Raw genomic sequence first — 15797 nt, 5'->3', positions numbered from 1 at the left:
TCCGGGCCTGGGCTCAGGTTCGGGGTCGGGGTCGGGGCCGGTCTCCGTGCCGGAGGGTCGGTGCGGTTCGTGCGCGTTCCGTCCGTCCGGTGCGGCCCGTCGGGGGCAAAAGTGCTGGCCGCGGTGCGGACTGAACTTGACTCAGCTGCCCGCGATGGGGGAAGTTAGGTAAGCCTTACCAAAGTAAATGGGAGTGCGGGTCTGCCCGCTCCCGTCGTGTCGGTACCGGGGAGAGGGAAGGACGCGCATGTCGCTGGAGAACGAGGCGGTCCGTACGGACGGGGATGTCGACGACCTGGTCGGCATAGGCTTCGGCCCCGCCAACCTCGCCCTTGCGATCGCGGTCGACGACCACAACCGGGCCGCCGCCGAACCGCCGCTGCGGGTCGGCTTCCTGGAGCGGCAGGAGGGCTTCGGCTGGCACCGGGGCATGCTGCTGGACGGCGCGACCATGCAGGTGTCCTTCCTGAAGGACCTGGTCACCCAGCGCGACCCGCGTAGCCGCTTCACCTTCCTGGCCTACCTCCAGGAGCGCGGCCGGCTCGCCGACTTCATCAACCTGAAGACCTTCTACCCGACCCGGCTCGAGTTCCACGACTACTTCGAGTGGTGCGCCGCCGAGTTCGCCGACCGGGTCGGCTACGCCCGCACCGTCACCGGCATCCGCCCGGTCACCGGGGCCGACGGCCGGATCGACCAGGTCGAGGTGGTCTCCGAGGCGCGCGGCGGCGGCGACCGGCAGGTCCGCCGGGCCCGCAACATCGCGATCGGCACCGGCCTCACCCCCCGGCTGCCCGAGGGCGTCCGGGCCGGTGCGAGCCTCTGGCACACCCGCGACCTGCTGCTGCGCGCACCGGAGTTGGCGCAGCGCCCGCTGCGGCACCAGCGGATCGCCGTGGTCGGCGCCGGGCAGTCCGCCGCCGAGGCCGTCGAGTACCTGCACCGGACCTTCCCGGAGGCGGAGATCTGCGCCGTCCTCACCCGGTACGGCTACAGCCCCGCCGACGACAGCCCGTTCGCGAACCGGATCTTCGACCCGTCCGCCGTGGACGAGTTCTACGCCGCGTCCGAGACCGCCAAGCGGACCCTGCTGGCCCAGCACGCCAACACCAACTACTCCGTCGTGGACGGCGAGTTGATCGAGTCGCTGTACCGCACCGCGTACCAGGAGAAGGTCGCCGGGCGCGAGCGCCTGCGCATCCTGAACGCCACCCGGCTGACCGGTGCCGAGGAGACCGCCGACGGGGCCCGGGCGCACGTCCGCTCGCTGACCACCGGGCGCGAACAGGTCCTGGAGTGCGACGCGGTGGTGCTCGCCACCGGCTACACCCACGTCGACCCGGGCGAGCTGCTCGGCGAGCAGCTCGCCGCCGCCTGCCGCACCGACGAGCAGGGCCGGCTGCGGGTCGACCGCGACCACCGGGTGCTGACCGACGAGCGGCTCGACGTCGGCGTCTACCTCCAGGGCGGCACCGAGCACACCCACGGCATCACCTCCTCGCTGCTGTCCACGCTGGCCGTGCGCTCCGGCGAGATCCGCGACTCGATGCTGCTGCGCCGGGCCGGACGCGACCTGCGGGCCCGCGGCGCCGTCGCCGCCGGCATCCGCTGACCGACCGCCGACTCCCGAACGGACAGAGCGACATGACCGCCACCGCCGGACCCGCCCCGCACGGTTCCGAACCCGCCGGTTCCGACCCCGTCGAGCCCGAACCCACCGGGTCCGACAGCGTCGGGTTCGACCCCGACACGCTGCGCGCCGAGATCGCCGAACTGCTGGGCGAGCTCCCCGAGGACATCCACGACGAGGACGACCTGCGCGACCTCGGCCTGGACTCGATGCGGGTGATGCACCTGGTCGAGACCTGGCGCGCCCGCGGCGCCCGGGTCGAGTTCGCCGACCTCGCCGACCTCGACACCGCGCCCACCCTGCTCGCCTGGTCCGCGTACCTGACCCGCGCCTGAACTCCCCACCCCCAGACCGACCTACGGAGAACCATGAACACCCGCGCCCTGACCTCCCGCACCGCCAGAGCGTTCGCCGCGGCCGCCGCCGTCGCGCTCGCCGCCACGGCCTGCGGCTCCAGCGGCGACAGCGGCAAGGACGCCGCCCCGGCCGCCTCCGGCGGCGCCGTCAACAGCGCCGGCCCCGTCACCGTCGAGGCCACCAACGGCAAGATCACCGTCCCGGCGGGGGTGAAGCGCATCGTCAGCATCTCGTACGCCACCGGCGCGCTGCTCGACCTCGGCGTGCAGCCCGTCGGCACCAGCACCATCGACGAGAACAACCCGATGGAGCTGCTGCCCTCGCAGACCGAGGCCGCGAAGAAGATCGAGCCGATCGGCTCCGGCATCGAGATCAACATCGAGAAGGTCGCCTCGCTGCGGCCCGACCTGATCATCGTCGAGGGCGCCACCGCGTTCGACTGGGGCGTCAGCAAGCTCGAAGGCATCGCCCCCACCCTGTACTTCGGCATCGACAAGCCCGTCGACCTGCTGAACGCCCAGGAGAAGATCGCCACCGCGGTCGGCAAGGAGGCGGAGTTCAAGAAGCTGAAGTCCGACTACGAGACCAAGGCCGCGAAGATCAAGACCGACTACGCGGACAAGCTCAACTCGATCAAGTGGACCATCGCCTCCTCGTACGGCGGCGGCGAGTTCCTGGTCGACACCGCGACCTCCTGGGTCGGCCGGGTGCTGACCGACGCGGGCGCCAAGTTCTCCCAGGCCTCCGCCGACACCACCGACCACGAGGTCACCTACTCGGTGGAGAAGCTCGACGTGCTCGCCGACGCCGACGTCATCCTGATCCCGAAGATGGCCGCCACCGGCGAGGTCCCGCAGGACACCAAGGACCTGGACAAGCAGCCGTCCTGGCAGAACCTCAAGGCGGTCAAGGCCGGCAAGGTCGTCCCGCTGACCTACGCCACCACCGACCGCTACGGCACCTCGATCGACGTGCTGGACCAGATCGAGGCCGTCCTCAAGGGCCAGTAGGCCCACTCCCGTCGGGCGGACCGCAGCGGCAGCGGTCCGCCCGACGCGTCCCAGCACCACTCTCCGCACCGCGCGCGGCGTACGGACACGGCCGCGCGCGCACACGCACGAGCAGCACGCAGCGGCCCCGGCGGCCGCCGACACCGGGAAGGGCCGGACCATGGCTGGCACCACGACCACGCAGGCCGAGCACGGCGAGCGGCAGGAGCTGACGGCGGCCCAGGCCGGCGTCCTCGCCGCACAACGGATCGACCCCGGCAGCCCCGCCCACAACGTCGGCCAGTACGTCCGGATCGACGGCCCGCTCCAGCCCGACCTGCTCGAAGCCGCCCTGGCCCGCACCCTCGCCGAGGCCGACGCCCTGCACCTGGCCGTGGACGCGAACGGCGACACCGCCCGCACCCGCCGCTTCGACCCCGAGGCCTGGACGCTCGCCCGGCTCGACACCCGCGGCGCCCACGACCCCGAGCAGGCCGCCGTCGACCTGGTCCGCCGCCAACTCGCCCGCCCGGCCGACCTGTCGGCCGACGCGCTGCACGGCGCGCTGCTGGTCCGCACCGGCCCGGACCGGCACCTGTGGTTCCAGTGGTTCCACCACCTGGTGATCGACGGCTACGGCGTCACCCTGTTCACCCGCCGGGTCGCCGAGGTGTACACCGCCCTCGTCGCCGGAGCCGACGTCCCGGACAGCCCGCTGCGCCCCGCCGCCGTCCTGCGCGAAGCCGAACGGGCCTACCTGGACGGCGAATCGGCCGCCGCGGACGCCCAGTGGTGGCAGCAGCACTACGCCGACCGCCCGCAGGTCCGCGCCCTCACCGAGCAGCAGGCCGCCGCCGCCCCCGCCGCGCTCCGCCACCGGATCACCCTCGACGCGGAGCGCACCGCCCCGGTGCTGGCCGCCGCCAAGGCCGCCCGCACCACCTGGGCCGAGGCCGCGCACGCCGCCCTCGCCGCCTACCTGCACCGGATGACCGGCACCGCCGACCCCGTCCTCGGCATGCACCTGATGGCCCGCACCGCCCCCGGCACCCTCCGGGTGGTCGGCATGGCCGTCAACATCCTGCCGCTGCGCCTGGCCGTCGACCCCGCCGACGGCTTCGACGCCCTGCTGCGCCGCTCCGCCGCCGAGCTGAAGGACGTCCGCCGCCACCAGCTGCACCGCGGCGAGGAACTGCGCCGCGCCCTCGGCCTGGTCGGCACCGACGGGCGGCTGTACGGGCCGCTGCTCAACATCAAGCCCTTCGACCTCGACCTGGACTTCGCCGGCAGCCCCGGCCACACCGTCAACCTCGCCGCCGGCCCCGTCGACGACCTCTCGCTGTCCGTCGCCAAGACCCCCGACCACCGCCTGCAGCTGGAGTTCGACGCCAACCCGAGCCTGTACACCGAGGCCGAACTCGCCCTGCACGCACGCCGGTTCACCGCCCTGCTGGAACGCCTCGCCGCCGAGCCGCACCGCCCGCTCGGCGAACTGGCGCTGCTCGCCGACGACGAGCGCGCCGACGTGCTGGAACGCTGGAACGCCACCGGGCACGACGTCCCGCCCGGCACCCTGGTCGACCGGATCGCCGAACAGGCCGCCCTGACCCCGGACGCGGTGGCCGTCACCGCCCCCGACCGTGAACTGACGTACCGTCAACTCTGGGAGCAGGCAGGCGAACTGGCGGGTGAACTGGCGGCCTCCGGCGCCCGCCCGGACGCCGTGGTGGCCGTCGCGGTGCCGCGCTCCGCCGCGCTGATGGTCGCCCTGCTGGGCGTGCTGCGCTCCGGCGCCGCCTACCTGCCGCTGGACACCGACCACCCGGCCGAACGCCTCGCCGGCATGATCGAGGACGCCGACCCGGTCCGCGTCCTCACCGTCGGCGCGGTCCTGGACCGGCTGCCGGAGCAGGCCGCGGCCCGCGCCCTGCTGCTCGACGCCCGGGCGGCCGGGGCGACGCGCGCCGAGCCGCTGCCCGCCGGACCCGACCACGCCGCGTACGTCATCTTCACCTCCGGCTCCACCGGCCGCCCCAAGGGCGTCCTGGTCACCCACCGGGCCATCGTCAACCGCCTGGAGTGGATGCAGCACGAGTACCGGCTCACCGCCGAGGACCGCGTCCTGCAGAAGACCCCCGCCGGATTCGACGTCTCGGTCTGGGAGTTCTTCTGGGCCCTGTGCGAAGGCGCCACCGTCGTCCTGGCCCGCCCCGACGGCCACAAGGAACCCGGCTACCTCGCCGACCTGATCGCCCGCCAGGCCGTCACCACCCTGCACTTCGTCCCCTCCATGCTGCGCGCCTTCCTGGAGGAGCCCGACCTCGCCGCCCGCTGCGCCACCCTGCGCCGCGCCTTCTGCTCCGGCGAGGCCCTCCCCGCCGACACCGTCGAACGCTGGTACGCCGCCCTGCCCGGCACCCCGCTGCACAACCTGTACGGCCCCACCGAGGCCGCCGTCGACGTCACCTACCACCCGACCGCCCCCGGCGCGGGCACCGTGCCGATCGGCCGCCCGGTCTGGAACACCCGGCTGTACGTCCTGGACGCCGCGCTGCGCCCGTGCCCGGTCGGCGTGCCCGGCGAACTGTACTTGGCGGGCGTCCAGTTGGCGCGCGGCTACCTCGGCCGCCCCGGCCTGACCGCGGGCCGCTTCGTCGCCGACCCGTTCGGCGCCCCCGGCGCCCGGATGTACCGCACCGGCGACCTGGTGCGCCACCGGCCGGACGGCGAGGTCGAGTACCTGGGCCGCACCGACGACCAGGTGAAGATCCGCGGCTTCCGGATCGAGCTGGGCGAGGTCGAGGCCGCGCTCGCCGCCGTGCCCGGCATCGCCCAGGCGGCGGTCACCGTGCACCAGCTCGGCAGCGGTGCACGGCAGTTGGTCGGGTACGTGGCCCCGCCGCCCGCGGACCCGCAGGCGCTGCGCGACCGGCTGGCGCTCACCCTGCCCGAGTACTTCGTCCCCGCCGTGATCGTCGGCCTGGACACCCTGCCGCTGTCCGTCAACGGCAAGCTCGACCGCAAGGCACTGCCCGCCCCGACCACCGGGACGGCCGGGGCGAACGCGCCGCGCACCGAGACCGAACGCATCCTGGCCGCGCTGGTCGCCGAAGTCCTCGGCCTGCCGGTGGAACAGGTCGGTGCCGACGACAACTTCTTCTCGCTCGGCGGCGACAGCATCTCCGCCATCCAACTCGGCAGCCGCGCCCGCCACGCCGGACTCACCCTCACCCCGCGCACCGTCTTCGACCGGCGCACCGTCGCCCGGATCGCCGCCACCATCGCCCCGGCCGGAGCGGCCGGGACGGCACCGGCCCCCGTCGTCGACCGCGACGGCCCGCTGCCCGCCACCCCCATCGGCGAGTGGCTGCGGCAGCAGGGCGGCCCGATCGACCGCTTCGCCCAGTCCACCACGCTCACCGTCCCGGCCGGCCTGGACCCGGCCCGCCTCACCGCCGCGCTCGACGCGCTCACCGACCACCACGACGCGCTGCGCCTGCGGCTGCACGTGGCGGGGGCGGAGGAGCCGAAGGGGACGGACGTCCCCGTGCCGTCCGGGGCCTGGCGGCTGGAGGTGCGGCCGGCCGGGGCGGCGCCGGCCGCCGAGCGGGTGCGGCACCTGCGGGTCACGCCCGGGGAGTTGGCGGCGGCCGCGGACGTCGAGCGGGAGGCCGCGGCGGGGCGGCTGGACCCCGGGCTGGGGGTGGTGCTGCAGGCCGTGCACCTGGACGCGGGGCCCGAGCACGACGGGCTGCTGGTGCTGCTGGTGCACCACCTCGCGGTGGACGGGGTGTCCTGGCGGATCCTGCTGCCGGACCTGCGGGCCGCGTACGAGGGGCGGCCGCTCGCGCCGGTGCCGACCTCGCTGCGGGCCTGGGCGCACGGGCTGGCCGAGGCCGCCGCGAGCCCCGTCGTACGGGCCGAACTGCCGTACTGGCGGCAGCAGTCGACGTACCCGCAGGCCCCGCTGCTGGCCGAGCCGCCGCTCGACCCGCGCCGGGACACCGCGGCCCGCACCCGGCGGCTGCGGCTCACCCTGCCCGCCGGGCGCACCGCGCCGCTGCTGACCGCCGTCCCGGCCGCCCGCCGGGCCGGGGTGGACCACGTGCTGCTGACCGGGCTCGCGCTCGCGGTGCGGGAGCGCCGCCGCGCCCTGCACGGGGCGGCCGCCGCGGACGGCCTGCTGCTGCGGCTGGAGGGCCACGGCCGGGAGGACCAGCTGGTGCCGGGCGCCGACACCTCGCGCACCGTCGGCTGGCTGACCAGCGAGTTCCCGCTGCACCTGGACCTGTCGGGCCGGGAGGAGCCGGGCGCCGCGCTCGCCGAGGTGAAGGAGCGGCTGCGGGCGCTGCCGAACGCGGGCACCGGCTGGGGCCTGCTGCGCCACCTGGGCGCCGCCGAGGAGCTCGCGGACGCGCCCGAGCCGCGGCTGCTCTTCAACTACCTGGGGCGGTTCGGCGCGAGCGGCGAACCGTGGACGCCCGCCCCCGCCGCCGGGGACGCGATCACCGCCACCACCGACCCGGAGCGGCCCTGCGGGCACGCCCTGGAGATCGGCGCGTTCGTCCACGAGCGGGCCGACGGCCCCGAGCTGACCGTCCAACTCACCTGGCCCGAGGCGCTGTTCGGCGAGACGGAGATCCGGGAGCTGGCCGGGGAGTGGTTCGCCCGGCTGGACGAGCTGGCCCGGTGGGCGGCCCGTCCGGACGTCGCCGCGCCGACCCCGTCCGACGTGCCGCTGGCCCGCGTCGCGCAGGCCGACCTGGACGCCCTGGCGGGCCGCTACCCGGGGCTGGAGGACGTGCTGCCGCTCTCCCCGCTCCAGGAGGGCCTGCTGTTCCACGACCGGATGCTGCCCGACGGCGACGACGCCACGTACACCTCGCTGACCTCGCTCGACCTGCACGGCCCGCTGGACCGCGCCGCGCTGGCGCGGGCCGTGGACGCGGTGGTGGGGCGGCACGGCGCGCTGCGCGCCGCCTTCGCGCTGACCGCCGCCGGGGAGCCGGTGCAGGCGCTGGCCGCCGGGGTGCGCGTGCCGTGGAGCGAGCACGACCTGTCCGGGTTCGACGGGGAGCGGCAGGACGCCGAGAGCGCCCGGATCGAGGACGCCGAGTGCGCCCGCCGCTTCGACCTGGCCCGGCCGCCGCTGGTGCGCTGCGCGCTGCTGGTGCTCGGCCCCGAGCGGCACCGGATGCTGTTGACCCGGCACCACATCGTGATGGACGGCTGGTCCACGCCCGTGCTGCTGCGCGAGGTGCTCGCCGCCTACGCGGGCGCCGAACTGCCCGCCGCCCCGCAGTGGGGCGACCACCTGGCCCACCTGGCCGCCCGCGACGCCGGCGCCGACACCGCCGCCTGGCGCGACGCGCTGGCCGGACTGGACGGCCCGACCCTGCTCGCCGACGCCCTCGGCACCGCCGGCACCGGCACCGGCACCGCCTCCACCGGCGACGGCCCGCAGGCCGCCCGGGAGGTGGAGCTGCCGATCCCCGCCGAGCTGGCCGCCGCGCTCACCGCGACCGCGCGCCGCCACGGCCTGACCCTCAACACCCTGGTGCAGGGCGCCTGGGCGGTCCTGCTGGGCCGGCTCACCGGCCGCACCGACGTGGTGTTCGGCGCCACCGTCTCCGGCCGCCCCGGCGAACTGCCGGGCGTGGAAGCCGCCGTGGGCCTGTTCAGCAACACCGTCCCGGTGCGCTTCACCCTCGACGAGGACGAGCCGGTCGCCGCCGCGCTGGCCCGGCTCCAGCAGGCGCAGTCCGCGCTGCTCGACCACCAGTACCTCGGCCTGGCCGAGATCCAGGCCGCCGCCGGGCACGGCACCCTGTTCGACACCCTGCTGGTGTTCGAGAACTACCCGATGCAGCCCGGCGAGTTGACCGCCGGGGAGCTGCGCGTCGCGGGCATCGGCAACCGGGGCGCCACCCACTACCCGCTGACCGTGCTCACCCTCCCCGGCGAGCACCCGCAGCTGACCGTCGAGTACCGCCCCGACGCCTTCACCCCGGCCCGGGCCGCGGCCGTCGGCGCGCGCCTGCTGCGGCTGCTCGCCGCCATCGCCGCCGAACCCGCCACCCCCGTCGGCGCGTTGGACGTGCTGACCGCCGAGGAGCGGCACGCCGTACTGGCCGGCTGGAACGCCACCGACCGCCCGGTGCCGCCCGGCACCGTGGTCGACGCCTTCCGCGCCACCGCCGCCGCCCACCCCGACCGGACCGCCGTCGTCCACGGGCGCACCGAGCTGACGTTCCGTCAACTCGCCGAGCGGGTCGAGGCGTACGCCCGCCACCTGGCCGCGCTCGGCGCCCGCCCGGACACCGTGGTCGCACTCGCCCTGCCGCGCTCCGCCGACCTGGTCGCCGCGCTGCTCGGCGTGCTCGCCGCCGGCGCCGCCTACCTGCCGGTCGACCTCGACCACCCCGACGAGCGGATCGCCCTGATGCTCGCCGACGCGGCCCCGCTGCTCACCCTCACCACCGCCGAACTCGCCGCCGCGCGGCCGGTGCTGGCCGAGGCGCAGCTCGGCGCCGTCCCGCTCTCCGGACTCGGCACGCTGGCCGCCGAACCCGTCCGCCCCGAGCCCGGACACCTCGCGTACGTCATCCACACCTCCGGCTCCACCGGCCGCCCCAAGGGCGTCCAGGTGCCGCACCGGGGCCTGGCCAACCTGCTGGAGCACCACGGCGGCACGGTCTTCGCCCGGGCCGTCGACGCCGCCGGCGGGCGCGTCCTGCGGGCCGCGCACACCGCCTCGTTCTCCTTCGACTCCTCCTGGGAGCAGCTGCTGTGGCTGCTGCTCGGCTACGAACTGCACGTCTACGGCGAGGAGTTGCGCCGCGACCCGCAGGCCCTCGCGGCCCGCCTGCTCGCCGACCGGATCGACACCCTGGACGTCACCCCGTCCTTCGGCGCCCAGCTCGTCGAGTGGGGCCTGCTGGACGACCCGGCGCACCGCCCGCTGCTGTTCCTGGTCGGCGGCGAGGCCGTCGGCGACACCCTGTGGCAGCGCATCCGGGCCACCCCCGGCGTGCTCGGCCACAACTTCTACGGCCCCACCGAGTACACCGTCGACACCCTCGGCGCCGACCTCGCCGCCAGCCCCGTCCCGTTCGTCGGCCGGCCGATCGGCAACACCCGCACCTACGTGCTGGACGCCCGGCTGCGGCCCGTCCCGCCCGGCACGCCCGGCGAGCTGTACGTGGCCGGGCCCGGCCTGGCCCGCGGCTACGGCAACCGCCCCGCGCTGACCGCCGGCCGCTTCGTCGCCGACCCGTACGGCCCGCCCGGGGAGCGGATGTACCGCACCGGCGACCTGGTCCGGCACCGCCCCGACGGCAGCCTGGACTACCTGGGCCGCGAGGACGACCAGGTGAAGATCCGCGGCTTCCGGGTCGAACCCGGCGAGGCCGAGGCCGCGCTCGCCGCGCTGCCCGGCGTCGCGCAGGCCGCCGTGGTGGTCCGCCCCGCCCCCGGCGGCGCCAAGCGCCTGGTCGGCTACCTGGTGGCCGACCAGGGCACGGACGCCGACCCGGCCGCGCTGCGCAAGGCGCTCGGCGAGGCGCTGCCCGAGTACCTCGTCCCGGCCGCGCTGGTCGTGCTGCCCGCGCTGCCGCTGAACGTCAACGGCAAGCTCGACCGGCAGGCCCTGCCCGAGCCCGGCGCCGACGCGTACGCCGCCCCCGCCGGGGCCGCCCCGCGCACCGAGCGCGAGAAGCTGGTCTGCGCGGTGTACGCCGAGGTGCTCGGCCTGCCCGCGGTCGGTGTCGACGAGGACTTCTTCGCCCTCGGCGGCCACTCGCTGCTCGCCACCCGGGTGGTCGGCCGGCTGCGCGCCGCGCTCGGCACCGAGGTCGCCATCCGCGCCCTGTTCGAGACCCGCACCCCCGCCGCGTTCGCCGCCCGCCTGGAGGACGCCGCCACCGGCCACGCCGCCCCCACCGCCCGCCCGCGCCCCGAGCTGGTCCCGCTCGCCCCCGCGCAGGCCCGGCTCTGGTTCCTGGACCGCCTCCAGGGCCCGTCCACCGCCTACACCATCCCGTGCGCGCTGCGGATCGACGGCGAACTCGACGCCGCCGCCCTGGCGGCCGCGTTCGGCGACGTGCTGGCCCGGCACGAGGCGCTGCGCACCGTCTGCGCCGAGCACGACGGCCGCCCCCACCAGCGGGTGCTGACCGCCGAGCAGGCCGGGGTGCCGTTCGAGGTCCGCGAGGTCGCCGGGCACCGGCTGGACGCCGAGACCGCCGCCGCCGGCGCGCACGTCTTCGACCTGACCGGGGAGATCCCGGTGCGCGCCGTCCTGCTCAGCGCCGGGCCGCGCCGCCACGTGCTGAGCATCGCCCTGCACCACATCGCGGCCGACGAGTGGTCCGAGGGCGTGCTGCTGCGCGACCTGGACGCCGCCTACACCGCCCGACTGGCCGGACGCGCCCCCGAACTCCCGCCGTTGCCGCTCCAGTTCGCCGACCACGCGCTGTGGCAGGCCGAACAGCCGCTGGCGGAGCAGTCCGCCTACTGGGCCGAGCGGCTGGCCGCGCTGCCCGCCGAACTCGCGCTGCCCGCCGACCGCCCCCGCCCGGCCGAGGCCAGCGGGCGCGGCGGCGCCGTCCGGCTCGCCCTCCCGGACGAACTGCGGCACGCCCTGGGCGAGTTCACCCGTACCAGCGGCGCCACCCCGTTCATGGTGGTGCAGGCCGCCGCCGCCCTGCTGCTCGGCCGGCTGGCCGGGACGGCCGACGTCGCACTCGGCGCCCCCGTCGCCGGACGCGGCGACGCCGCCCTGGAGCAGCTGGTCGGCTTCTTCGTCAACACCCTGGTGCTCCGCCACGACCTGGGCGGCGAACCGGCGTTCGCCGAACTGGTCGGCCGCTCGAAGGAGACCGTGCTCGGCGCGCTCGCCCACCAGGACCTGCCCTTCGACCGGCTGGTCGAACTGGTCAACCCCGAACGGACCCTGGGCCGCCACCCGCTGTTCCAGGTGATGGTGCAGTACCGCAAGGAGGCCGGCGGCCTCGACCGGCTGCTCGGCGCCCGCACCGCCCTGCTGCCCGACCCGGTGCACGCCGCCCGCTTCGACCTGGCCTTCACCTTCGTGGAGTCCGCCGACGGCGCCCGCACCGACCTGACCGTCATCCACGCCGAGGACCTGTTCGACCGCGCCACCGCCCGCCTGTACGGCACCCGGCTGCTGCGCGTCCTGGAGCAGGCGCTGGCCGACCCCGGGCAACCGATCGCCCGGATCGAGCCCACGTCCGCCGAGGAGCTGCGCGGCCTGGCGGGCGGGTGGAACGCCACCGACATCCCCGTCCGCGAAGGCACCCTGGTCACCCGGATCGCCGAACGCGTCGCCGCCACCCCCGACGCCGTCGCCGTCGACTACGAGGGGGAGGAGCTGACGTACCGTCAACTCTGGTCCCGAGCAGGCGGATTGGCAGTGTCCCTGGCCGAGCGGGGGGCCGGCCCGGACACCGTGGTCGGCGTCGCGGTGCCGCGCTCCGCCGCGCTGATGGTGGCCCTGCTGGGCGTGCTGCGCTCCGGCGCCGCCTACCTGCCGCTGGACACCGAGTACCCGGCCGAACGCCTCGCCGGCATGATCGAGGACGCCCGCCCGGTCTGCGTCCTCACCCCGACCGGCGCGCCCACCGCCTGGGCCGTGGACGGCGTCCCCGTGCTGCCGGTGGACACCGCGTCGCCGGTCGACACCGCGTCGCCGGTGGACACCGCGCTGCCGGTCGACACCGCCGACCCGGCGGACGCCCCGCTCGCCGAAGCGGGCCCCGACCACGCCGCGTACGTCATCTTCACCTCCGGCTCCACCGGCCGCCCCAAGGGCGTCCTGGTCACCCACCGGGCCATCGTCAACCGCCTGGAGTGGATGCGGGAGATGTACGCGATCGGCGCCGCCGACCGCATCCTGCAGAAGACCCCCGCCGGATTCGACGTCTCGGTCTGGGAGTTCTTCCTCCCGCTGACCGTCGGCGCCCGGGTCGTCCTGGCCCGCCCCGGCGGCCACCGCGACCCCGCCCACCTGGCCGCCCTGACCGCCCGCGCCGCCGTCACCACCTGCCACTTCGTGCCGTCCATGCTCACCGCGTTCACCGCCGCCGCCGAGGCCGACGACGTGCTGCGCCGCCAGTTCGCCACCGTGCGCAGGGTGTTCTGCTCCGGCGAGGCGCTGCCCGCCGCCGCCGTCGACCGCTTCCTGGCGCTGTGGCCGCAGATCGAACTGCACAACCTGTACGGCCCCACCGAGGCCGCCGTCGACGTCACCCACCACCGGGCCTGGGCCGGCGCGGGCACCGTCCCGATCGGCCGCCCCGCCTGGAACACCCGGCTGCACGTCCTGGACGCCGCGCTGCGCCCGTGCCCGGTCGGCGTGCCCGGCGAACTGTACCTGGCGGGCGTCCAGTTGGCGCGCGGCTACCTCGGCCGCCCCGGCCTGACCGCGGGCCGCTTCGTGGCCGACCCGTACGGCGCCCCCGGGGAGCGGATGTACCGCACCGGCGACCTGGTCCGGTACCGGATCGACGGCAGCGTCGAGTACCTGGGCCGCACCGACGACCAGGTGAAGATCCGCGGCTTCCGGATCGAACTGGGCGAGGTCGAGGCCGCGCTCGCCGCCGTGCCCGGCATCGCCCAGGCGGCGGTCACGGTGCGGCAGACCCCCGGCGGTACGAAGCAACTGGTCGGGTACGTGGTGCCCGCCGCCGGCTCCGGCGCCACCGCGGGCGGCGCCCGGGCCGCCCTGGCCGCCACCCTGCCCGAGCACCTGGTGCCCGCCGTGGTGGTCGAACTCGCCGCGCTGCCGCTGTCCGTCAACGGCAAGCTCGACCGCAAGGCGCTCCCCGCGCCCGACCGGCACGCAGCCGCCGCCGCCACCGCAGCCGCCGCCACCGCCGCAGCCGCCGTCACCGCGGCCACCGACGCCGTACCGGTCCGGCGCGGCCCGTCCGCCTTCGCCCGGGTGTTCGCCGAGGTGCTGGGGCTGGCCGAGGTCGGCGAGGAGGAGAACTTCTTCGCGCTGGGCGGCGACAGCATCGTGTCCTTGCAACTGGTGAGCCGGGCGAAGGCCGCCGGGCTCGCGATCACGACGAAGGACGTGTTCCAGCACCCGACGCCCGCCGCGCTCACCGCCGCGTTCGGCGGAAGCCTCCCCGGCCCCGCGGCCCCGGCGCCCACGGCCCCGGTGTCCGCCACGCCGGTGTCCGAGGCCCCCGCCGAAGGCCCGGTGCCGCTGCTCCCCGTCGTGCACTGGCTGCGCGAACGCGGCGGCGACGTACGGCGGTTCAACCAGTCCGTGCTGCTCGCCACCCCCGGCGGGCTCGGCGAGCAGCCGCTGCGGGCCGCGCTCGCCGCGCTGGTCGAGGCCCACCCCGCGCTGCGCACCCGGCTGGACGACACCGACGGGCTGTGGAGCCAGGAGACCCTGCCGCCCACCGCCGACCCCGCCCTGCTGCGCCGGGTCGCCGCCCCCGGCGGCCCCACCGCCGAGCAGCTCACCGCCGAGGCCGACCGCGCCGCCGACGCGCTCGACCCGGCCGCCGGACGGATGCTGCGCGCCGTCTGGTTCGACACCGGCGAGCAGACCGAGGGCCGGCTCCTGCTCACCGTCCACCACCTCGCCGTCGACGGCGTCTCCTGGCGGATCCTGCTCCCGCGCCTGGCCGCCGCGCACCGCGACGCCGCCGCCGGACGCCGGCCCGCCCTCGCCCCCGAACCGGTCGCCCTCCGCGACTGGGCCGCCCACCTGCACGCCCACGCCCAGCAGCGCACCCGCCTCGCCGAGACCGGCTACTGGCGCACCGCGCTCACCGGCCCGCCCGGCCAGCTGGCCGACCTCGCCGCCGACCCGGCCCGCGACACCAACGCCACCCTGCGCACCCTGCGCCGCACCCTCCCCGCCGAGCGCACCGCACCGCTGCTCGCCGCCCCGGGTACCGGCAGCAACAGCAGCGGCAGCGGCACGGACGGACTGCTGCTCGCCGCCCTGGTCCTCGGCCTGGCCCGCACCCGGCCCGACGCCGCGCCCGCGCTGCACGTCGACCTGGAGGGCCACGGCCGCGACGGCCACGACGGCCACGCGCCCGACCTGTCCGGCACCGTCGGCTGGTTCACCACCGTCCACCCCGTCCGGCTCGACCTCGCCGGGCTCGACCTCGCCGCCACCGCCGACGTCCTGGCCCGGGTCGAGGAGCAGCTGCGCGCCGTCCCCGACAAGGGCCTGGGCCACGGCCTGCTGCGCCACCTGAACGCGCAGACCGCCCCGCTGCTGGCCGCCGCGCCGCCGTCCCCGGTGCTGTTCAACTACCGGGGCCGCACCGACCGGGCCGCGCCCTCGCTCGGCGGCTGGCCGTTCGCCCCGGCCGCCGAACGCGCGGCGGTCGCCGCCGGAGCCGGGCCCGACCAGCCGCACCGGTCGGCCACCCGCTGGAGATCGACGCCGTGATCGCCGCCGACCCGGCCGGGCGGCCCGAACTCGCGGTCGAACTCTGCTGGCCGCAGGCCCTGTTGACGGACGCCGAGGCGGCCCGGATCGCGGACGCCTGGCTCGCCGCGCTGGACGGCCTCGCCGCGGCCCTCCCCGTAGCCGTCGCCGCCACCGTCCCCGCGGCCGTCCCCGCCGCCGTCGCCGACCGGCCGCAGGCCACCGCCGACGGACCGCTGCTCGCCCTCCCGCAGGCCCGGCTCGACCGGCTGGAAGCCAAGCTGCGCAGCCGGCGGAGCCGATGAGCACCCCGCCCGCCGCCCGTCCCGAACCCGCCGCCCGTCCCGAAACCACGCTCCGCTCCGGACCCGCCGACCGCTCCGGACCCACCGACCCC

5 protein-coding genes are annotated in these 15797 nt (G+C 76.4%); all 5 read left to right on the top strand.

The features are described 5' to 3' along the window. The first annotated feature begins 247 nt into the window (after positions 1-247). The 5 genes from HUT16_RS02635 to HUT16_RS02615 all read left to right on the top strand — a co-directional run bounded on the left by HUT16_RS02635 (position 248) and on the right by HUT16_RS02615 (position 15705). Positions 248-1612: a lysine N(6)-hydroxylase/L-ornithine N(5)-oxygenase family protein gene (locus tag HUT16_RS02635; RefSeq protein ID WP_176185073.1), complete on the top strand. Its 1365-nt coding sequence runs from the start codon at positions 248-250 to the stop codon at positions 1610-1612. A 32-nt stretch (positions 1613-1644) separates the two neighbouring features. Then, entirely contained in the window at positions 1645-1965 is a 321-nt protein-coding gene (locus HUT16_RS02630; RefSeq protein WP_176185071.1) for a phosphopantetheine-binding protein, read from the top strand. A gap of 33 nt (positions 1966-1998) precedes the next feature. Beyond that, positions 1999-2997, top strand: a complete 999-nt coding sequence (locus HUT16_RS02625; protein ID WP_176185069.1) for an ABC transporter substrate-binding protein — start codon at positions 1999-2001, stop codon at positions 2995-2997. A 160-nt stretch (positions 2998-3157) separates the two neighbouring features. Next, entirely contained in the window at positions 3158-15421 is a 12264-nt protein-coding gene (locus tag HUT16_RS02620; protein WP_176185067.1) for a non-ribosomal peptide synthetase, read from the top strand. After that, entirely contained in the window at positions 15418-15705 is a 288-nt protein-coding gene (locus HUT16_RS02615) for a hypothetical protein (protein ID WP_176185065.1), read from the top strand. Before HUT16_RS02620 ends, HUT16_RS02615 begins: the two co-directional genes overlap by 4 nt. Positions 15706-15797 lie beyond the last annotated feature (92 nt).

This window comes from Kitasatospora sp. NA04385, from assembly GCF_013364235.1.
GTDB lineage: Bacteria > Actinomycetota > Actinomycetes > Streptomycetales > Streptomycetaceae > Kitasatospora.
This window is presented reverse-complemented; position numbering and strand designations above follow the sequence as displayed.